Below are 20,459 nucleotides of genomic sequence, written 5' to 3' on the forward strand. Positions count from 1 at the left end.
GCGGTTCAGGGGTGGCGGGCGACCCGCAGCGCGTCGAGGCGGGCCGTGTGGCCGGCCAGACGGGAGCTGAAGTCGGCCCAGGGGGTGGGACCCGTCCAGCCGGCGTCGGCCAGGGCGCACAGACGGGGGTAGGTCAGATACTCGATGCGGGCCGGTGTCGCGGCGTACTCGGTCCACAGGTGGGCCTGGGTGCCGAGGATGCGGGCGGCTGTCTGCGGGGAAGCCGCTGCGGGCACGGGGTCGTGGCCGTGGACGTCCCGGAGTCCGACGACGCCGCCGGGCTGGCCGGGCGGCTCGTCGGGGCCGGGGCTCTGCGGGTAGTCCAGATAGGTGGCGCGGTGATAGGAGTTGATCACGTCGTGGCCGTGCCGGGCGGCGTGCAGGGCGTGTTCGGGGTCGCGCCAGGCCATCGCGGTGAAGCCCGGGGGCAGTTCCGTGCCGGTCTCCGCCCAGGCCACCGGGCGCCGTCCCTGCCGGCTGAGGAAGGCGCCGACGCGGGTGAGGAACCAGCCGTGCAGGGCGGCCGGCCCGGCCAGACCCTCGCTCCGGACGCGGCCGGCGGCCGCCGGGCTCCGCTCCCATTCGGTCGTGGGGCACTCGTCGCCGCCGATGTGCAGGTGCTGCGAGGGGAAGACGTCCATGACCTCCTCCAGCACGGTCCGGCAGAAGTCGAGGACCTCCTCGTGGACCCCGAGGATCGTGTCGCACACCCCCCACCGCGTCCACACGTCCAGGGCGCGTTCGGGCCGGTTGCCCAGGTGCGGGTAGGCGGCCAGGGCGGCCCGGGAGTGGCCCGGCATCTCGATCTCGGGCATCACCGTGACCCCGCGTGCCGCCGCGTGCGCCACGAGCCGGCCGAGCTCGGCCCGGGTGTAGGCGCCGCCGTGGGGTGTGCCGTCGTGGTGGTCGCCGCTCGGCCCGCGTATGGTCCGGCGCCGGTGGCCGCCGATCTCGGTGAGCTTCGGGTAGGCGGAGACGGGCATGCGCCAGCCCTGGTCGTCGGTCAGGTGCAGATGGAAGACGTTGATCTTGTGCAGGGCGAGCAGGTCGACGTAGCGCAGCAGGTACGGCAGGGGCTGGAAGTGGCGGGCCACGTCGAGCATGGCTCCCCGCCAGGGCAGCCGGGGGACGTCGGTGATGTCGGCGCAGGGCAGGGTCCAGGGCACGCCCGGTCGGGGGGTCGCGGCCAGGGCCTGCGCGGGCAGCAGTTGGCGGAGGGTCTGCACACCGCGCAGCAGGCCGGTGACGGTGCGGGCGCGCAGGAGCACGGAGCGGGGTCCGATGGTCAGCCCGTAGCCCTCGCTGCCCAGTCCGGTCAGGGCGGTGTCGAGGGCGAGGACGACGGGGCCGTCGGCGGCCGGGGGCAGCCGCAGCCCGGTGGCGGGTGCGAGGAGGGTGCGCAGGAGTTCCGCGGCGGGCTCGGCGCCCGCGGTGACGCGCAGGCGGGTGTCGGTGCCGAAGGTGAAGTGCCCTGCTTTGAAGCGGGCCTTGGCGGGTCGGGGCACGAGCGCGGTCCGCGGTGGGGACGGGGTCACGGCTGTCTCCGGAAGGGTCGTGGCTGAGCGGGGGGGCGGGCTCATCCCTTGACGGCGCCGGCGGCGAACCCGGCGGTCACGTGGCGTTGCAGGAGGAGGAAGACGACGAGGGCGGGGAGGGCGAAGAGGGTGGAGGCGGCCATGGTGGCGCCCCAGTCGGTGCCGAAGACGTTCTGGAACGAGGAGAGCCAGACCGGAAGGGTGCGGCTGTCCTGCTGTTTGATGATGAGGAAGTTGGCGTAGGCGAACTCGTTCCAGGCGGTGATGTAGCCGAACAGGGAGGTGGCCATCAGTCCGGGTGCGAGGAGGGGGAAGGTGATGTGGCGGAAGGCGTGGCGGCGTGTGCAGCCGTCGACCTGTGCCGCCTCCTCGAGTTCCGGCGGGATGGCGGTGATGAAGCCGCGCAGCACCACGACGGTGAACGGCAGGGTCATCATGAAGTACACCAGGGTGAGGGTGGGCAGCCGGTCGAGCATGCCGGTGTCCCGCGAGATGATGTACACGGGAATGATCAGCGCCTCCCAGGGTGCCATCTGGGCGACGAACACCAGCAGCATGAACTGCCGTCGGCCGCGCCACCGCATGCGGGCCACCGCGAACGACGCGCCGAGCGCGACGACGAGGGCGAGCAGGACGGCGCCGGCGGTCACCATGAGGCTGTTGCGCCAGAACAGTGCGAAGCCGTCCGCCGCCACCGCGGCACGGAAGTGTTCCGTCGTCCAGGTGTGCGGCAGGAGGTGCGGTGTGTCCGACTGGATGTCCCGGTTGGGTGTGAACGCGGTGGTGACCATCCAGTAGACGGGGAAGAGGCACACCCCGATCGTCAGGCAGGCCGCGGAGTCGAGCAGCAGGCGCCGGCGGGCCCGAGGACGCGCGGCGGTGCGGGCACCTCGGCGTGTGGATCCGGAGGTCGGGGGACCGGCGCTCATACGGCTTCGCCCTCCTGGCGGAACAGCTGGCGGAAGTAGAGGACGAGTACGCCTGCCATCAGCGCGACGGTGACCATGGAGGCCGCCGAGCCGAGGTCGTAGCGCTGGCTCGACAGGGCGGTCTGCACGGCGTAGACGGGCAGGATGGTGGTGGCGTCGCCCGGCCCGCCGTTGGTCATGACCCAGATCTGCACGAACGCCTTGAAGGTCCAGATGACCTCCAGGGAGAGGACCAGCATGAAGATCGGCCGGATCAGCGGGAGCGTGACCGCGCGGAAGACGCGCCCGGCCGAAGCGCCGTCGAGGCGGGCCGATTCGTACAGTTCCGCGGGGACGGTCGTCAGGGCGGAGTAGAGGGTGATGGCCGCGAAGGGCACCGACTGCCAGACGATCAGCAGCACGAGGATGGTGAACGCGGCCGGACCGTGGGCGAACCACGGGTAGCGGTCGAACGAGGAGAAGCCGAGTTGCTGGAGCGCCCAGTTGACGACGCCGTACTCGGAGTGGAACAGCCACTGGAAGACGGTGGTGGCGGCGATGACCGGCATCGCCCAGGCCAGGACGAGCGCGCTGAGCACGGCCGTTCGCCACAGGCGGCCCAGCCGCTCGACGAGCAGGGCGACCAGGGTGGCCAGCAGCATGATCAGGACGACGTTCACCGCCATGAAGACGAAGGTGCGGCGTACGACCTGCCAGAAGCGCTCGTCCGCCAGCAGCGTCCGGTAGTTGCGCAGGCCGACGAACCGGGCGTCGCCCTGGATCAGTTGGCGGAGCCGGAAGTCCTGGAGCGAGATCAGCACGGCGCGGGCGAGGGGGTACAGCAGGAGATACAGCATGCCCAGGACCGTGGGGGCCACGAGCAGGTAGGGCCACGGGCCCGCCCGGCCGGCCCGTGGTGCACTGCCGCGTCGCGGCTTGGCCGGGGGCCGCGCCGGCGGGCGGGGCCGGACGGGTGGCGCACTGGAGTCGCGGACGACCGACACGGTGTCGCCTCCTCGGGTGTCGTCAGGGGCGTGTACGGCGGGACGGGGCCGGAAGGCCCCCAAGGCGGGTGGTGCGGCGGCCGTGGCGGAGTCAGGAACCGTTCATGGCGGCGGTGATCGCCGCGGAGGCACGGGTCGCCTCCGCCCGGGCGTCGGCACCCGTGAGCACCGCGGTCATGTAGTCCTTGATGGGGTTCTTCGCCTCGACGGCGGCCCAGCCGGGGGTGTTGGGTGTCGCCCTGCCGACGGCGGCCCCCGTCGCCATGGCCGAGGCGCCCGGATCGGAGGCGACCGCGTCGGCGAGGGTGGTCTTGTTCGGGACGTAGCTCATGGCGGCGGCGAGTTTGCGCTGCCAGGTGTCACCGGTGAGTTCCTTGACGAAGGTGAAGGCGGCCTCCGGCTTGGCGGACGCCGCCGGGACGACGAGGTCGGAGCCGCCGATGAACACCGAGCCGGGGCGTTCGGCCGTCTTGCCCGGGACGGGGAAGAACCCGAGCTTGCCCTTGAGGTCGGGGTTGTTCTCGGTGACCACGTTGGCTCCGCCGGGGGTGGAGATGATCTGGGCCACCTGCCCCTTGGCCATCACCTCGGCCTGGGGCGGCTCGGCCTCGTCGGAGTCCTTGGGGCCCTTGCCGAGGGCCTGGAGCTTCTTGTAGAAGTCCATGCCGCGCAGCGCCTGCGGCGTGTCGAGTGCGCCCCGCCAGTTGTCGCCCGACCGTGTGGCGAGGTCGCCGCCCTCGTCCCAGATGAAGCCGGCCAGTGCGTACCACATCTGGCCCGGCAGGTAGATGCCCTGGGTGCCACCGGAGTCGAGTTTCTCGGTGGCGGCGATCCACTGGTCCCGGGTCTTGATGGAGGCCGCGTCGACGCCGGCCTTCTGGAACAGGTCGGTGCGGTAGATCACGACCCGGTTGGCGGCGTAGTAGGGGATGCCGTACTGCTTGCCCTCGAACGCACCGGGTTCGGCCAGCCCTTTGAGCCAGTCGTCCCCTCCGAGTTCCTCGGTCCGGTCGCTGAGGTCGAGCAGGCCGCCGCTCTGCGCGTACTGCGCGACCTGGGTGTTGCCCGTCTCGATGACGTCCGGGGCGTCGTTGCTGGCGAGGGCGGCCGTGACCTTCTCCCCGATGCCGTCCCACTCCTGGATCTGGACCTTGACGTCGATGTCCGGGTGGGCTTTCTCGAACGCGGCGACGAACTCCTTCTGGAACTGCGCCGAGACGCTGTCGCGCATGAGCCAGACGTCGATCGTCGTGGCGCCGCCGGCGGAGTCACCGGACGATCCGGAGCCGTCACCGCAGGCGCTGACGCCCGAGACCATCACCAGTGCGGTCAGTCCTGCAAGCGTGCGGAGCTTCACAGTTCACCTCTGGAGGTAAGACGCCAAGGAACCTGACCAGTTGAGCCACTGGACAGGTGACCTCTCGTTGGTCGATGAAAATGGCATAGACCAATAGAGGCGTCAATCCCCCGCGTGCACACGGCTTCTGGGCGCGCCGACTCGCGGCGAGTGACCTTCACGGTCTCCCCCGCGCTTGACCAGCGGGCGTCGAGTGGTAAAGAGTCCCCAGGACGGGTCGGAGAACATTCGCGTACGGCGGGGCGGGAGCGGTCGGGCATGGGCGCTGACGGGTCGGGGGCGGTACTCAAACGGGAGCGGGTCCGGGACCACATCCTCCAGCTCATCGAGTCGCTGCACCCGGGGGACGCGATCCCCTCGGAACGGTCCCTGTGCGCCACGCTCAAGGTCTCCCGCCCCACGCTGCGGGCGGCGGTCGACGAACTCGTCGCCGCGGGACTGCTGGTGCGCGAGCACGGGCGGGGCATGTTCGTGGCACCGGAGAAGATCACGCAGGAACTCGTCTCGGACTCCCACGGCATGGTCCTGCCGCAGGCGTCCGGCGCCTGGTCGAGCCGTCTGCTGGAGTTCGCCACCATCACCGCGGGCGCCCGGGTGGGCCGCAAACTGCACCTGTCCCCCGCCGCCGAGATCGTCTACGCGGCGCGCCTGCGGCTGGTCGACGGCGCCCCGATGGCCATCGAGCACCTGCACATCCCGGCGGACCTCGTCCCCGCCCTGACCGCACGGGAGTTGGAGACGGGAGACCTCTACCAGCATCTGCGCGAGCGGCACCGGGTGGAGGTCAGCGAGGCGACGCAGACGATCGAGCCCACCGTGGTCAGCCAGGCGGAGGCCCGGCTGCTGGGCGTGCCCGAACTGTCGCCCGCGCTGCTCTTCGAGCGCCACACCGGGGACACGCGGGGGCGGCCGGTGGAGTACGTCCACTCGATCTACCGCGGAGACCGCTACCGCATCGTCTCCCGGCTGAGCCTCAACGCGTCGGACCGGCGGCCGGCCCCGCCCGGGTCGGGGGTGACACCGGGGGTCGCGCCCCACGGGGCGGGGCGGTGGGAGCCCAGCGTCTCCGGGGCGCCAGGGGAGGCTGCCGGGGGCACCTGACGGAACGGGACAGGGGGGACCGGCTCTGCGCGGCGGCCCCTCGCGCTTGCGCCGACGGCCGGGCGAGGGGGCGCCGCCGGTTGTCCGGGAACCCCGGCGGAATCGTCCGGAAACCGTAACGGGCGGATCCCGCAGCCGTCGGTCCTCGTCCTGTCAGGTGGTCGTGAGACGACCGGGGGCCGGACGGGAACTGCGGGAGAGCGGGGCGGACATGGCGCGGCACGGTGGCGGGCGGGGCTGGTACGGCAAGGTCGTGGGGGCGGCGCTGGGGGTGACGGTGCTCGCCACCGGCGCGTCGGTGTGGACCGCGCAGGCCGGCGCCACCGACTCCCCGGCGCCGAGGGCGACCGCTGCGGCCTCGCCCGGCGGTGACGTCGAGCCGGTCGCCGTCACCATCGCCCATGCCTCGGAGAAGGGGGCGCGGGGCGTGAACATCACCATCGACGACGGCCCCGACCCCGTGTGGACCCCTCAAGTCCTCGACGTGCTGAAGCAGTACGGGGTCAAGGCCACGTTCTGCATGGTGGGCACCCAGGCGCGGGCGCACCCCGGCCTCGTCAAGAAGGTGGTCGCGGCCGGGCACCGGCTGTGCGACCACTCCGTCTCGCACGACACCGCCATGGACAAGAACTCCACGACCTACCAGTCCCGGCAGATCCTCGACGCCGAGCGCATGATCACGGAGGCGTCGGGGGGCGTCCGGCCGCTGTACTACCGGGCGCCCGGCGGGGCGTTCACCCCGTACAGCCGAAAACTCGCCGCGTCGCGGGGGATGCGGCCGCTGGGCTGGAACGTCGACACCAAGGACTTCGAACGCCCCGGCACGGACGCCATCGTGGCCACGGTCCAGCGGGAGCTGGCCAACGGACCGACGCTCCTCTTCCACGACGCGGGCGGCGACCGCTCCCAGACCGTCGAGGCCCTGCGCCGCATCCTCCCCTGGCTCGAGCAGCAGGGCTACTCGTGCGGGTTCCCGGTGCGTTGAGGACCGGAGCCGGTCAGCCGTTCACCGGCCACTCCAGGGGCTCCTTGTAGAAGCCCTGGAACAGTTCGACGGCGCTCGCCTTCTGGCCGGCGGGGATGAGGAACGCCTTGCAGATCTTCTGCGACTGCCCGGGGCTCAGGGTCTTGTCCTGGGGCGCCGGGCAGTCGGGCCACTTCGCCTCGCCCAGCAGCACGATGAGCGCGCGGGTGCGCTTGTCCTTGTCCGTCCGGACGATCAGGTCGTCGTCCATGTCGCCGGACGCCATGGGCTTGCCGCTGACGTGCTTCAGGGTGGTCCACACGTAGACCGGTACCTGGGGCTTGTCGTCCTTGTCCTTCTTGAGACCGGAGGCAGCCATGTCGGCCTCCGTGCCGGTCTCCACCTTCGTCGGGGTCAGCGTGTACTTCGTCCCCTTGTACTTCTCGGCCGTGCTCTCCTGGACCGGGCTCGACTCGCCGAGGCGGAAGGTCGTCCGGGCCTTCGCCGACTCGGACTTCCCCGCGCTCGGCCGGGCCTTGCCGTCGGCGGAGTCGCCGCCGCTGCCGCAGGCGGTGAGGGTCAGCGCCAGCGCGGCGACGGATGCGGCCAGAGCGGTGCGGGTGGTGCGCATGTGCATGGGAGTGGGGTGGCGCCTTTCAGTGCGTCGGGACGGGCGCGGCGGTCCGCCGGCCCGAGCCGGGGGCCGGGGCGACGTGAGTCGCGTCTGGTCCCGTGATCAGCACGAGGCTATCAGCGGCGCACCGGGCGGACTTCACGTGCCGCCGGGCGGTGACCGGATCGCCGTCGCGCCTCCGGCGGGAGGCGTCACAGGACATCGCGGACCGGCCGACGTGACGCCGCCCTGAAACAGGCATGGTGGACAAGCGCACAGGTATTCCACCGCGTTGAGGAATCGTTCAGTAAAAACGGCAGCGCGCCTGCTTCCTCTTGCGGCCGGGGCTATTGACGCCCGCCGGACCGGGCCGCCACCTTCATTGCGTCGACCGAATTCCCGAGACCACGAGGGCTGGGACGCTGATGAAAAGAATGCGACAGAAACTCACTTCAGCCGCGGCCGTCACCGCGGTGGCGGCGGCCGTCTTCGTCTGGCCCGCCACTGAATCCGCGCAGGCCTTCCCTCCGACCCCCAAGCAGAAGGTGCTCGACCATCTGCGTTCCATCAGCGGACATCACATCGTCTCCGGCCAGCACAACAAGGAGCCCGCCTCCGCGCCGGGACAGTACACCCAACAGGTGAAGGACGTGACCGGTCAGTATCCCGGGCTGTGGGGAGGCGACCTCATGTTCGGTGCCGCTGACGTGGCCAACCGTCAGCGCGTGATCGACCAGGCGAAGATCGAGTGGGCCAACGGTTCGCTCGTCTCCCTGACCTGGCACGTCTGCCCGCCGACCGGTGGCAGCACCTGCGCCTTCGAGGGCGGGGTGAAGTCGAACATCTCGAACGCGCAGTTCTCCCAGATCCTCACCGAAGGCAGTGCGCTGAACACCGCCTGGAAGCGGCGCCTCGACGAGGCCGTCCCCTATCTGCGGCAGTTGAAGGACGCCGGGGTTCCGGTGCTGTTCCGGCCGTTGCACGAGATGAACGAGTCGTGGAACTGGTGGGGCAACCGCCCCGGATCCCAAGGCAGCGCGCGGCTGTTCCAGATCACGCGCGACTACCTCGCGGGAACGAAGGGCCTGGACAATCTCATCTGGGTCTGGAACGTGCAGGACAATCCGGCGGGCGGCTGGAGCAATTACTATCCGGGAAATCAGTACGTGGATGTCGTCTCGCTGGACGTCTGGTACAAGAACCATCCGAGTTCTGCCGATTACCAGCAGATGCGCGGCATCGCCGGAACGAAACCCATGGCCATCGCGGAGATCGGCAAGATGCCGACCGCGGCCTTGCTCGACAGCCAGACGCAGTGGGCGTGGTTCATGATGTGGTCCGAGCATCTGCGCGGGAACAACACCAACGCGGAGATCCAGGCCGCGTACTTCCACCCGCGCGTGCTCAACCAGGGTGAGCTGACTCTGCCCTGACACCTGCCCGCCTGCACGGCTGAGCGCGGCGGTGTCGTCACAGCCAGCCGTGCAGCGCGTGCAGGAAGCCGGCCGGGTCGTCCCGGTGGACGGCGTGACCGGCGCCGTCCACGGTGCGTACCCGCCAGCCCCGGCGGCTGAGCGTCGCGGCGTGCGCCGGCGGTATCCGCTCGCTCGGACCGGCGAGCACGACCAGTGAGGGAACGGCGGGGGCGCCGGGCAGGCCGGGCAGGTGCTGGAGGGCGGTGACCGAGGCGGGATCCCAGGCGGCGAGGGCCCGGTGCTCCGCGGTGATGTCGTCCGCGTGCCAGCGGGGATGCGCCGCGCGCAGCTCGTGCCACGTGGCGTGCCGGGTGGCGCGCAGGGCGTCCAGGTTCCGGTGCCGGGGCAGCCAGGCGGGGTCGCAGTGGACCGCGCGGGTGCAGCGCAGCCGGGAGGCGGCGAGCAGCAGCGCGGCCGAGCCCAGTGAGTGGCCGACGGCGAGGTCGGGCGCTTCCGGCAGGGTGGCGAGGAGCGCGGCGGCGAGGGAGGCCGGGGTGTAGCCGGGGGCGGGGCCGCTGCCCCCGTGGCCGGGCAGGTCGACGGCGACGACCCGGTAGCCGTGCCGGGCGATGGCCGGTGCGACGCCGCTCCAGCTGCGTGAGTCCGTCATGATGCCGTGCACCAGGACGGCCGTGCGGGGACCTTCGCCCCAGCTGCGGGTCGTGAGTCTCAAGGGTCGTCCTCCGTGGTCACGGGGCGTGCCCGATGCCGCTCCCGCCTCTCCACCGCCGTGGCGACAGGGCACGGCGGGCACCGGGGCCCGGGGCCCGGGGCAGGATGTCCGTCCTGTCCCGGGCCGCCGTCCGTCAGGCGGGGTCGCGCGGTGGTGGTGCGCTGCTCCCCCGCGGCAGCAGGACGGGGGTCGCGGCCGGGCCGGACTCCGGGTTGCGGCGGTGGACGACGTCGAACAGGCGGCGGGTCACGTCCGCGCCGAAACCGAAGACGTCGTGGCTCATGGCCGACAGGTTCGGATGGGTGAGCTGGCACAGTTGCGAGTCGTCCCACGCGATCAGGCTGATGTCCTTCGGCACGCTCAGCCCCATCTCGGCGGCCACGGACAGCCCCGCGACCGCCATGACGTCGTTGTCGTAGATGATCGCCGTCGGCCGCTCGTGGGCGCTGAGGAGCGATCTGGTGGCCCGTGCGCCCTGTTCGCCCGAGTAGTCGGTGGTGATGCTGCGGGCCGGCTCCAGGCCGAGTCGCTCCACGATCGCGTTCAGCGCGGCGGTGCGGATCGCGGTGTGCCCGAGAGCGGGGTGACCGCCCACCCGTGCGATCCGCCGGTGCCCGAGGACCGCGAGGTAGCGCACGGCCTCGTGCACGGCCGTCTCGTCGTCGGTCCACACCGACGTGAACCCGCCGGTGAGGGACGGATGCCCGACGGCGACGGCCGGCAGTCCGATCGCGGCCAGCTCGGTGATCCTCGGGTCGTCCCGCTGGATGTCGACCAGCAGGGAACCGGCGATCCGGCGGGACTTCCACCACTGGCGATGGACGGCGATCTCCTGCGCCGTGTCCCGCACGAGGTGCAGCAGCAGCGAGCACCCCTGCTCCTCGAGGACGGACTCGACCCCGGAGATGAACTCCATGTAGAAGGGTTCCAGGCCCAATTGACGCGCGGGCCGGGCGATGACCAGACCGACGGTGTCCCCCGCCCCGGTCGCCGACCCGGACAGCTTGATGGCGACCTGACTGGGGACCCAGCCCAGTTCCGCGACCGCCGCCATGATCCGTTCCCGGGTGGCCTCCGAGACCCCGGGACGATTGTTGAACGCCAGGGACACCGCTCCCCTGGACACGCCGGCCAGGGCCGCCACGTCGGAGATCGTGACGCGCCCCGGCCGGTGCTCCCTGCCCTCACTCACGGACGGCTCCGCCCTCGTTGACGCAGAACAGGGCCGCACGGGCACTCCGGGTGTCCGTGCCGGTCCAGCCGGTCACCCGCCAGGTCGCGCTCTCCCCGGGCAGGAGGGTCACCCGCCCCCGGTCGGTGCGGGCCCCCGGGTCCAGCCGGTCGGCCTGGAGCAGCAGATCCCGGACGAGCGTCCCGGCCGTGACCGTGATCAGGGTTCCCGTCTCGCCGTCCTCGTGCACCCGTACGTCGTAGGAGGCCGGGGTGTGGGCGAACTCGCGGTCCGGGCAGGGGAAGTGGACCGCGCGCTCACCTTCCTCGCCCGGGTGTGGGAAGCCCGGCACGTCCGCGACGAGGAACTCGCGGGTGATGTCCGTGAACCGGGCGACCGTCTCCGGCAGCCGCTCCAGCGCCACCTCCCGGGCGGCGGCCTTGAGGGGGATCTCGGCCTGCGCCAGGACCGTCCCGTCCGCCCCGACCCTGCGCACGGTGACGGTGGTGTCCCAGACCGTCCCGGCCTGGTTGCAGCCCGCGAGTGTCAGCGACCCGTCGCGCTCCTGGATGGTCAGCAACCGGTCGGCGTACAGACGGCGCAGTTCAAAGTAGAGGGGTTTGAAGCGGCCGTCGCCGTCGATGGCGGCCCAGGAGGTGACCGGCCAGCAGTCGTTGAGCTGCCACAGGACCGCGCCGGCGCAGCGCGGCCAGTGGGAGCGCCAGTGCTCGACCCCCGCGGCCACGGCGCGCGCCTGGTTCAGCTGGGTCAGGTAGTGCCAGGTGTCGAAGCCGGTGGGCGGAGCGAAGTGCGGGGCGAGGCCACGGTTCAGCTTGCCGTTGCCGTCCTCGGCCTTCTGGTGGTGCAGCATGGCGGGCGAGTCGGCCGTCAACGGGCGCTCCGACAGCGCCCGTTCGAGCGTGGCGTGCGTCGCCGGGGCCTGCCAGCCGAACTCCGCCACGAAACGCGGCACCGAGGTGAGGTAGTCACCGTAGTCGCGGCGGTTCCACACCTCCCAGGAGTGTGCGGTGCCGTGGCCGGGGTCGTTCGGGGCGTGGTCCCAGGATCCCGACCAGGGGCTGCCCGCCCAGTACGGCCGGGTCGGGTCGGTCTGCGCCACGACGCGCGGGAGCAGGCCCAGGTAGTAGCCCTCGCCCCAGGAGTCACCGGCCAGGGCCGGTTCCCAGTCCCAGTCGGCGAAGCCCCACAGGTTCTCGTTGTTGCCGTTCCACAGGACCAGCGACGGGTGGGGCATCAGCCGGGTCACGTTCTCCCGGGCCTCCGCCTCGACCTCGGAGCGCAGCGGCTGCTCCTCCGGGTAGGCGGCGCAGGCGAAGAGGAAGTCCTGCCAGACCATGAGGCCCAGTTCGTCACAGGTGTCGTAGAAGGCGTGGTCCTCGTAGATGCCGCCGCCCCACACGCGCACCAGGTCCACACCCGCGTCGGCGGCCTGGCCGAGGCGGGTGCGGTAGCGGTCGGGGGTGACGCGGGTGGGGAAGGCGTCGTCGGGGATCCAGTTGACTCCGCGCGCGAAGACGGGCACGCCGTTGACGACCAGGGTGAAGGCGCTGCCGTGACGGTCGGCGGAGGTGTCGAGCCGGATCGTGCGGAAGCCGATGCGACGCTCCCACGTGTCGAGCGGATGGCCTGCGTCGAGGTCGCCGAGGGTGACCGTGCAGGCGTGCAGGACCTGCGGGCCGTAGCCGCGCGGCCACCACCGATCGACGTCCGGCACCCGGACGGTCACGGTGGCGCTGTTCTCCCCCGGTGCGACGGTGACCTCGGCCGACGCCTCCCCGACGGCGGCCAGCAGGCGCAGCGGGCGGTCGCGCCCGGTCGTCGTGCGGTCCAGGTCGACGGTGATCTCGGCGATTCCCGTCCCGTCCTCGGCGACCGTGACGTGCGGCCGCACCGCGGCCAGCCGGGCGGTGGACCACCGCTCGATCCGTGCCTGACGCCAGACGCCGGCCGTCACGAGGGTCGGCCCCCAGTCCCAGCCGAAGGAACAGGCCATCTTGCGGAGGTAGTGGAAGGGCTCCGGGTAGGAGTTGGGCCGCTCGCCGAGGACGGCCCGCACGGCCTCTGCTTCGGCGTAGGCGGAGGTGAAGGTGACGTCGAGCGGGGCGGGGCCGCCGGACAGCAGGTCGGTGACGTCGAACCGGTAGGAGCGGTGCATGTTGCGGGTGCGTCCCAGCCGCCGGCCGCCCACCCGTACGGCGGCGACGGTGTCGAGGCCGTCGAAGACGAGGTCGGTGCGCTCGAACGTCCCGTCGCTGCCGGGCAGTTCGGTGGCGTACGTCCAGTCCGCCCGGCCCACCCACGCCACCTCGTCCTCGTTGAGGTCGAGGTACGGGTCCGCCAGCCACCCGGCCGCCATCAGGTCGGTGTGGACACAGCCGGGAACCTGCGCCGGCAGAGTGGAACCGACCAGGCCGGGCGGTGCCTGGTCCGGGGTGTGGCGCTCGGTGTTCAGGCGCAGCGTCCAGCCCTCGGACAGGGGGGTGCGGACCTTCATGCGGTACTCCTCGTGGGACGTGGTGCGGGGCGCGGCGGTCGGGCGCATCACTTGCCGGAACCGGCCGCGAAGCCGCTGTAGATGAAGCGCTGCAGCGCCAGGAAGACGATCAGGGTCGGCACGATCACCAGGACGGCGCCGGCGGAGATGGTCTCCCAGTGCGCGCCGAAGGGCCCTTTGAACCGGAACAAGGCGGTGGAGATGGTGCCGAGTTCGGGGTCGGGCATGTAGAGGAAGGGCACGTAGAAGTCGTTGTAGATCGCGATGCCCTTCACGATCACGACGGTCGCGACGGCCGGACGCAGCATGGGAACGATGATCTTCCAGTAGATGGTCCAGGAGTTGGCGCCGTCCAGGCGGGCGGCCTCGTCGAGGGACGTGGGGATGGACCGGATGAACTGCAGGAAGATGTAGATGGACACGATGTCGGTCCCCGTGTAGAGCAGAATGGGCGCCCAGCGGGTGTTGAAGGCACCGAGTTCGTCGATGACCTGGAAGGTGGCGACCTGGGTGGTGACACTCGGGACGAGCGCCGCCAGCAGGAACAGCCCCATGACCAGGCGCTTCAGGCGGAACTGGAAGCGGTCGATGGCGTAGGCGGTCATCGAGCCGATGAGGACGGTACCGGCGGTGGAGACCACGAGGATCAGCGCCGTGTTGCCGAACGCCCGCAGCATGGCGCCCTGTTCGAAGGCGGTCGCGTAGTTGGCGAAGTTGAACCAGTCGCCCGGCAGCGACAGGGGCCCGTCGTTCGCCACCTCGGACTGCGTCTTGAGCGAGGTCAGCAGCACCACGGCGAGCGGGACCACCACCACGGCCGAGGCGATCAGCAGCGAGAGGTACGTGAGGGCGGCGGCGGCCCGGGACGGCGTGCCGCGGTGGGCGCGCCGGGTCGCAACGGAGTCGTCGGTCACGAGAGTTCCACCCTCTCCTCGGGGATCAGCCGGCTCTGGACCCAGGTGACCAGCAGGATCAGGAGCAGCAGGACCACGGCCGACGCCGAGGCCAGACCGACCTTGTCGAACTGGAAGGCGAGCTTGACCGTCTGGATGACGAACGTCTCGGTGCCGTTGGCGCCGCCGGTCATGATGTACGGGATCTCGAAGACCGCCAGGGAGCCGGACACCGCCAGGACGAAGCTCAGGCTGATGACGGGCTTGATGCCGGGGGCGATGATGTGCCGGAACTGCTGCCAGCGGTTGGCTCCGTCCAGCTGCGCAGCCTCGTACAGGTGCGGGGGGATCGACTGGATGGCGCCCAGGAAGAGCACCATGTTCAGCCCCATGAAGCGCCACACCGACACTCCGGCCAGCGAAGGGTTGGCCAGGTCCGGGTCGCCCAGCCAGAGATGCCTGCCCTCCACACCTGCCAGGCGCAGCAGCGTGTCGAGGGTCCCGTCGGGCTGGAAGAAGTAGAGGAACACGAATCCGACGGCCACGCCGTTGATCAGGTAGGGGAAGAACAGCAGCCCTTTGAACAGGTTGCGGAACCGGGTGCTGAAGCCGAGGACCGTCGCGAAGTACAGCGCGACCGCGATCTGCACGATCGAGGCGGCCAGGTAGAAACCGCTGACGAGGAACACCTCGAAGCGGGCCGGCCGGGTGACCAGGTCGGCGTAGTTGTCGGCGCCCACGAAGGAGCGTGCCGGGCTGACGCCGTCCCAGTCGGTGAAGCTGTAGCCGATCATGTCGGCCACCGGGACGTAGGTGAACATCACCAGCAGCGTCAGCGGGGCGGCCAGGAAGAGCCAAGGGGTCAGGGCGGCGGCTCGGCGGCGCCCGCCCGCGCGGGACCGGCCGGCGGTGCCCCCGGGAGGCGGAGCGCCCCGCCGGCCGGCGGCACGTGTCGCGGCGCGGGTCTTGTGGACAACGGTCATCTCATGGTTCCTCGTGGTGGGTTCCCGGTCAAAGGTGCCGTCGTTGTGACAGGGTGCCGTCGTTGTGACGGGGTGCCGTCGCTGTGACGGGGTGCCGTCGCTGTGACGCGGTGAGCGGCTGGGGCCGCGTGGAGCGAGTGGCGGCCGGGGACGGGCTCCCCCGGCCGTGGTGCCCGCCGCACCGTGTCCGGTTCAGCCGCCGAGGGTCTGCCGGGCCTCGGACCACTTGTCGTTCAGCTCGTCGAAGTAGCTGTCCATGTCCCCTTCGGAGGCCCCGCGGGCGACGTCCACGAGCTTCTGCCGGTAGTCCTGCGCGGTGATGCCCACCTCGGACGCCTTGTCGACGGCGTTGACCCGCGAGACGTTCTTCTGGCTCTGCGGAATCATGGTGACATCGTTGTCAGCGAACGCCTCGAGCGTATCGGGCAGGGGTGCGCCCTTCACCGAGGAGATGGAGCCCTCCGCGGCGGCCTGGCCGGACTTGGTGATGTACCAGTCGATCCACGCGCGAGCGGCCGCCTTGTTGTCCGAGTGCTTGTTCACCGCGTACTGGTAGTCCGGGCGCAGCACGGAGCAGAACGCGCCGTCCTTCCGCGCGGGGAACGGCATGAAGGCGATGTCGTCCGGGTTCCTGCCCGCCGCCTCGGCCGCCGCCCGCATCTGGGAGACGGCCCAGGAGCCGAGCCACATCGAGGCGACCTTGCCGGTTCCGATCTGCGCCTTGGAGTCCTCCCAGTTGGTGGTCGTGGGGTCGGGCTCGGCGAGCTTCTCGTCCACGATCGTGTAGAGGAGCTTGTCGATGGCGTACAGGTCCGAACCCCGGCTCCAGGGCCTGTCCGTGGTGGCCAGGGCGTCGTAGGCCCCGGTGTCGCAGGTCGGGGAGCCGATCGCGTTCGTCCAGTTGGTGAGCGGCCAGCCGTCCTTGTAGTTGGTGTAGTACGGGATCGCCGCCGTCCTCGCTTTGATCGCCTTGAGGTCCGCGATGAACTCCTCGGGTGTGGACGGCCATTCGTCGATGCCGGCCTTCGCCCAGACCTTCTTGTTGTAGACGAACCCGTTGGCGACCCCGATGTTGGCCAGACCGTACACCTGGCCGTCGACGGTGGCGTGGTCGGTGTAGTCGAACTTCGCGGACAGCTCACCCGCCCTGCCCAGCGGGGCGAAGAAGTCCGGGTACTGCTTGACGGAGAGGGAGTTCGGTATGAGCAGGACGTCACCGTAGTGCTCGGTGTTCATCCGGATCTTGGTCTCACCCTCGTAGTCGGTGAGCCCTTCGAATTCGACCTTCACCCCCGGATACACCTTGCGGAACTCGGTGGCGTACTTCTCCAGGGTGCCGTCGGTCATCTGGTCGGTCCTGTTGGTCAGGACGGTGATGCTCCCCGTCACCTTCGCGGGGTCGCTCGGGGGTGCCGCGATCTCACCGGGTTCGCCGCCTCCCTGTCCGCTACAGGCTGTTGCCGCCACCATGGTCGCAGCCGTCAGCGCGAGCCAGTTTCTTCGCATTCCCGCCACCTCTCGTTGGGAGAACAGGCCGTACGGAGCGAAGGGGCGCCATGTCGGCGCTCGGTGCCCTCGGCCCGATGAGCGCTCAACGTAGACGCAGCGTCGCGGCCGTGTCCATAGACCGGTCTAGACGCTTTCCCACGAGATTCAACACGCTGACCTGCGCTTTTACTAAACCTTGGGTAAACGGGACGACGGCGCGCGAGGCCGTCGACGCAGTGGGTGGCGGGAGGCTGGACGGCGTTGTCCGAAGCGTGGTCCGATCGGCCGGGGGCGCGACCGGACCCGCTGACGACCTCGCGGCCGGAGTGTCACGCTGCGTGATGGACGAGGGGGTCGAGAGCAGTGGACGACGACCGGTGCAACCGGCGATCCTTCGGGCCCCGGTGGCCTCGGTGGCCCCGGTGGCCTCGGTCAGGAGAACTCGTGAACCACCCGGATGTCACCGACGACATGGGCGTTGAACTCGTCGAGTTCCCCGGCCGGCACCCAGAGTTCGAGAATCGTCCGTCCACCTGCCTGGCGCACGGGATAGCGACTGACGAACTGCGCGTCCACCTCGAAGCGGGTGACGTATCCCGCGCCGTCGTGCTTCACGTTCCAGTCCCGCGCGATCCGGATCGCGTAGTCCTCGTTCAGGACGGGATAGAAGATCGGCTGCTCGGGCAGGCGCGGAGGCCAGGCACGCCACTCGGACCGCCGGACCAGTTCCAGCTCCTCGGGACCGGTGGGGCGCCACAGGGTCGTCGTCGGTCGCCGGCTGGTCATCGGGGCAGTCCCTTCGGTGGACGCGGGTGGGTTTCGGTAGCCGGACGGTACCGGTGGCGGTGCGGCAACTGCCAGGCGATTCTCGTCTCGTGGGGCGGTCAGCGGCCCAGCGTCCGCTGCCAGCGCCGCTCGCCTTCGTGCCAGGCGTCCGTCGGCACGAGGCCGGCGGCGGTGGCCACGGCCTCGGAGGCCCGATGGTCCGGGTGGATGTGGGCGACGACCGTGCGCACGGACCGGTCGCGGAGCCACCGGAGCAGTCCGCAGGCCGCTTCGCGGGCGATGCCCCGTGCCTGCCACGGCGTGCCCACCACCCAGGCGATCTCGGCGGTGAGACCGTCGTCCGACGGACCCACCGTCGCCTGGACCGTGCCCGTCAGGCAGGACTCGGCGCGCAGGTGCAGCACCCAGTTCAGCCAGGAGACCGCCGGATCCGGGGAACCCGCGGCCATCCGCTCGTAGCGCGAGCGCAGGGCCGGCGGGGTGTCCGGGGTGCCTCCGATGTACGTGTGCAGGTCCGGGTCGGACAGGACGAGGGCCATCTCCTCGGCGTGCTCCACCCGCAGCGGCAGCAGGTCGAGTCGCTCGGTTCGGAGCGGCCGGGCGATGAGTGTGCTCACCCGCCACCTCCCTGCCGTGCCGGAGGGCAGGAGGGTGCAGCACCGCGCGCCCTTGCAGCCGGTCGGGGGTGATGGCCGCCCGGACGCCGGTGAGGGCCCGTCACCCCCGGGGCCTGAGCAGGTAGCCGGAGAACCACGCCGGGAAGTCCCGCCTCAGCTCCGCCGGGCCGGTGAGCGTCACGGCCCCGGCGCGCAGCAGGTCGTCCCAGGAGGCCTCGCCGAGCCAGAACCTGGTGAGCGCCTCCAGGTCGGCGTCCACGTGCAGCGCGATGTCGAAGCCGCCGTCCTCCGCGCAGAGTTGCACCTGGGGACGCCGGGCCAGCAGGAAGTAGGGGTCGGACCGCCGCCCGCGGAAGCGCAGTTCGACCAGGGTCGGGTGGACGGGGAGGTGCTCGGGCACGACACGGCGGCTCATGTCGTGCGTCAGCACCTCCGGGCTGAGGTCCTCCTTCCGCAGACCGCGGGGGTCGGATTCCAGGGCCCAGTGGCCGAGTTCCCGCAGCACGGGGGCGAGGTTCTCGCCGGGTTCCGTCAGACGATATTCGCCCTCCGCCCGTTCCACGAGCCCTGCGGATTCGAGCCTCTTCAGCCGCGCCGACAACATCGTCCGGGAGATACGGGGGATGCCGCGCTGAATTCCATTGAAATGCCGCTCGCCCATCATCAGCTCCCGCACGACGAGCAGCGTCCAGCGCTCCCCGAGGACGTCGAGAGCACGGGCGATCGGGCAGAACTGCTGGTAACCGGCCATGGGGCGAGCGTACCGGGAGAGGTACGGAATCTGTACTGGCCCTCTCGCGCAGCCGCCCTAGGGTGAGAAACATGAGCAACGACACGAACACGGACACCCCGCGAACCGCCCCCGACGACGAGGGCGCGACCGGACTCGACCACCTTCTTTCGATCATCGACGGACGCAGCCCGAGGGCACCCATTTCTGCGACTCTCGGATTCGATCTGGTCGCGGTGGAATCCGGTACGGCCGTTTTCGAGGGAAAGACCGGCGAGCATCTGTGCAATCCGATGGGCACGGTGCACGGCGGATTCGCCGCCACGCTCCTGGACTCGGCACTCGGCTCCGCCGTCCTGACCCGGCTCCCGGCCGGCCTCGCCTACAGCACGGCGCAGCTCAACGTGAACATGGTCAGGCCGATCACGCCGGTCACCGGCACGCTGCGCGCCACCGCCCAGGTGATCCACCTCGGCCGCACCCTGGCGACGGCGGAAGCCCAGCTGAGCGGCGTCGAGGACGGCCGGACGTACGCCCACGCCACGGCCACCTGCGCGGTGTTCGCAATGAGGTGACGCCGGCGGCCTGCCACGACCGAAGCGCCGGTCGTGGCAGGCCGCCGGGGCGACGCGACTCCGCCTCCGCCTCCGCTCAGTCGCGCGGACGCGGTGTGTCGTCCGCCTGCCCCGCGGCCGACGCGGCCGCCATCAGCGTCGCGACCTGTTCCCTGATCAGGTCCCAGGCGCCGGGTACGTCTGCGAGTGGGGTTTCGCGGAGCTGGTCCATGGGGTGGGCCGTGTCCGGGCCGATGGCCGCGGTCGCGGTCACGACGTCGTAGCCGTCGCGCACGGCCGCGTGGAGGCGGTGGCCTGCGCGGCCGACGGCGCCGGTCGCGGGCTCCGCGTGCAGGGCTGTGGCGACCACGAGGGGCGGAGCGCTGCTCGCCCCTGCGGGCACCTTGCGGTAGGCGCTGGCGACCGGCGTGCGCCAGCGCAGGCCGAGCAGCACCGGGCGCTTGGCCGTCACCTCGGCGAGGTCGGTCTCGTAGACGCCGTGCGGGGCCAGTACGGTCGCGCGGGCCTCCAGGACCAGGGCCGCCGGCAGGAGGCAGCGCAACGTGCTGCCCGCTATGTTGCCGCCGACCGTCGCCGTGCGCCTTACCGCGCCCGTGCCCACCGCGGCGGCGGCGGCACGCAGGACATGGGGGACGTGCCCGTCCACGCGGCTCAGGACCACCGCGCCGCCCAGTTCTTCCGCGCCGATGACGTTGGCCTCGGGCAACCGGCTGAGCGACATCGCCTGTTCGGGGAATCCGTCACGTTGCCATGTGGCCCAGACGAGGGTCGCTCCGCCGATCGGCACCGCTCCCTCGCTCAAGTGCTTCCGTGCCTCGGCCACCGTCTTCGGCAGATGTACCCACATCGTCAGTCACGTGTCCCTTCGAGCCCGGGCGGACGCCCCCGGGGCGGTCCTCGGCCACCCGTCCGTCGTCACGGCGCATCGTGACCGCAGTGGAGGGGGCGCATCCAGGGCTCACACGGGCGCGACACCGGCGACGCGGGGATCGATCCACCCGTGGTCCCGCCTCTCGGCGGGCTTTGCCGCACCGCGGCCCCGGGAGCGACTTCCCGTGACGGCGGCCGCGC

19 protein-coding genes are annotated in these 20,459 nt (G+C 71.1%); 4 read left to right on the top strand and 15 right to left on the bottom strand.

Features of this window, described 5'->3' with window-relative positions; translation table 11 throughout:
* Positions 1-5: 5 nt before the first annotated feature.
* The 4 genes from ACH4C6_RS05970 to ACH4C6_RS05985 all read right to left on the bottom strand — a co-directional run bounded on the left by ACH4C6_RS05970 (position 6) and on the right by ACH4C6_RS05985 (position 4,804).
* Complete coding sequence (locus ACH4C6_RS05970; RefSeq protein ID WP_398107289.1) at positions 6-1,580, bottom strand: beta-N-acetylhexosaminidase; 1,575 nt, start codon at positions 1,578-1,580, stop codon at positions 6-8.
* Entirely contained in the window at positions 1,577-2,464 is an 888-nt protein-coding gene (locus ACH4C6_RS05975; protein WP_398107290.1) for a carbohydrate ABC transporter permease, read from the bottom strand. Before ACH4C6_RS05975 ends, ACH4C6_RS05970 begins: the two co-directional genes overlap by 4 nt.
* Positions 2,461-3,447: a carbohydrate ABC transporter permease gene (locus tag ACH4C6_RS05980; protein ID WP_398107291.1), complete on the bottom strand. Its 987-nt coding sequence runs from the start codon at positions 3,445-3,447 to the stop codon at positions 2,461-2,463. Before ACH4C6_RS05980 ends, ACH4C6_RS05975 begins: the two co-directional genes overlap by 4 nt.
* A gap of 91 nt (positions 3,448-3,538) precedes the next feature.
* Positions 3,539-4,804 carry an extracellular solute-binding protein gene (locus ACH4C6_RS05985; protein ID WP_398107292.1) on the bottom strand — a complete coding sequence of 422 codons (1,266 nt, stop codon included), beginning with the start codon at positions 4,802-4,804 and terminating at the stop codon, positions 3,539-3,541.
* A 258-nt stretch (positions 4,805-5,062) separates the two neighbouring features.
* On the opposite strand from ACH4C6_RS05985, the gene ACH4C6_RS05990 reads away from it, so the two are divergent.
* Positions 5,063-5,905 (top strand): GntR family transcriptional regulator, encoded by an 843-nt coding sequence (locus ACH4C6_RS05990; protein WP_398107293.1) that lies wholly within the window; start codon positions 5,063-5,065, stop codon positions 5,903-5,905.
* A gap of 211 nt (positions 5,906-6,116) precedes the next feature.
* The gene (locus ACH4C6_RS05995) at positions 6,117-6,890 is read left to right on the top strand and encodes a polysaccharide deacetylase family protein (protein ID WP_398107923.1); all 774 of its coding nucleotides are present in this window, start codon (positions 6,117-6,119) and stop codon (positions 6,888-6,890) included.
* A 13-nt stretch (positions 6,891-6,903) separates the two neighbouring features.
* Here the strand turns inward: ACH4C6_RS05995 and ACH4C6_RS06000 are convergent, their stop codons facing one another.
* Entirely contained in the window at positions 6,904-7,500 is a 597-nt protein-coding gene (locus ACH4C6_RS06000; RefSeq protein WP_398107294.1) for a hypothetical protein, read from the bottom strand.
* 416 nt (positions 7,501-7,916) lie between these two features.
* On the opposite strand from ACH4C6_RS06000, the gene ACH4C6_RS06005 reads away from it, so the two are divergent.
* Positions 7,917-8,915, top strand: a complete 999-nt coding sequence (locus ACH4C6_RS06005; RefSeq protein ID WP_398107295.1) for a glycosyl hydrolase — start codon at positions 7,917-7,919, stop codon at positions 8,913-8,915.
* A gap of 37 nt (positions 8,916-8,952) precedes the next feature.
* Here ACH4C6_RS06005 and ACH4C6_RS06010 read toward each other — a convergent pair whose 3' ends face one another.
* The 9 genes from ACH4C6_RS06010 to ACH4C6_RS06050 form a co-directional block, all read right to left on the bottom strand.
* Positions 8,953-9,630 (bottom strand): alpha/beta fold hydrolase, encoded by a 678-nt coding sequence (locus ACH4C6_RS06010; protein ID WP_398107296.1) that lies wholly within the window; start codon positions 9,628-9,630, stop codon positions 8,953-8,955.
* Between the two features lie 133 nt (positions 9,631-9,763).
* Positions 9,764-10,822, bottom strand: coding sequence for a LacI family DNA-binding transcriptional regulator (locus ACH4C6_RS06015; protein ID WP_398107297.1), 1,059 nt, complete (start codon positions 10,820-10,822; stop codon positions 9,764-9,766).
* A complete protein-coding gene (locus ACH4C6_RS06020) occupies positions 10,815-13,316 on the bottom strand; it encodes a glycoside hydrolase family 2 protein (protein ID WP_398107298.1) in 2,502 nt (833 codons plus the stop codon). The genes ACH4C6_RS06015 and ACH4C6_RS06020 overlap by 8 nt, the downstream gene beginning before the upstream one ends.
* 47 nt (positions 13,317-13,363) lie before the next feature.
* On the bottom strand, positions 13,364-14,230 hold the full coding sequence (locus ACH4C6_RS06025) for a carbohydrate ABC transporter permease (protein WP_398107299.1): 867 nt from the start codon (positions 14,228-14,230) through the stop codon (positions 13,364-13,366).
* Positions 14,227-15,192 carry a carbohydrate ABC transporter permease gene (locus tag ACH4C6_RS06030; protein ID WP_398107300.1) on the bottom strand — a complete coding sequence of 322 codons (966 nt, stop codon included), beginning with the start codon at positions 15,190-15,192 and terminating at the stop codon, positions 14,227-14,229. Before ACH4C6_RS06030 ends, ACH4C6_RS06025 begins: the two co-directional genes overlap by 4 nt.
* Positions 15,193-15,384: 192 nt before the next feature.
* A complete protein-coding gene (locus tag ACH4C6_RS06035) occupies positions 15,385-16,698 on the bottom strand; it encodes an extracellular solute-binding protein (protein WP_398107301.1) in 1,314 nt (437 codons plus the stop codon).
* A 414-nt stretch (positions 16,699-17,112) separates the two neighbouring features.
* On the bottom strand, positions 17,113-17,466 hold the full coding sequence (locus tag ACH4C6_RS06040) for a hypothetical protein (protein ID WP_398107302.1): 354 nt from the start codon (positions 17,464-17,466) through the stop codon (positions 17,113-17,115).
* Positions 17,467-17,564: 98 nt separating this feature from the next.
* Positions 17,565-18,083 carry a GNAT family N-acetyltransferase gene (locus ACH4C6_RS06045; RefSeq protein ID WP_398107303.1) on the bottom strand — a complete coding sequence of 173 codons (519 nt, stop codon included), beginning with the start codon at positions 18,081-18,083 and terminating at the stop codon, positions 17,565-17,567.
* Between the two features lie 100 nt (positions 18,084-18,183).
* On the bottom strand, positions 18,184-18,834 hold the full coding sequence (locus ACH4C6_RS06050) for a winged helix-turn-helix transcriptional regulator (protein ID WP_398107304.1): 651 nt from the start codon (positions 18,832-18,834) through the stop codon (positions 18,184-18,186).
* Between the two features lie 71 nt (positions 18,835-18,905).
* On the opposite strand from ACH4C6_RS06050, the gene ACH4C6_RS06055 reads away from it, so the two are divergent.
* The gene (locus ACH4C6_RS06055; protein WP_398107305.1) at positions 18,906-19,388 is read left to right on the top strand and encodes a PaaI family thioesterase; all 483 of its coding nucleotides are present in this window, start codon (positions 18,906-18,908) and stop codon (positions 19,386-19,388) included.
* Between the two features lie 76 nt (positions 19,389-19,464).
* Here the strand turns inward: ACH4C6_RS06055 and ACH4C6_RS06060 are convergent, their stop codons facing one another.
* Entirely contained in the window at positions 19,465-20,235 is a 771-nt protein-coding gene (locus tag ACH4C6_RS06060; RefSeq protein ID WP_398107306.1) for an FAD binding domain-containing protein, read from the bottom strand.
* Positions 20,236-20,459: the final 224 nt, after the last annotated feature.

The organism is Streptomyces sp. NPDC017943 (genome assembly GCF_044328425.1).
Classification (GTDB): Bacteria; Actinomycetota; Actinomycetes; order Streptomycetales; family Streptomycetaceae; genus Streptomyces; species Streptomyces djakartensis_A.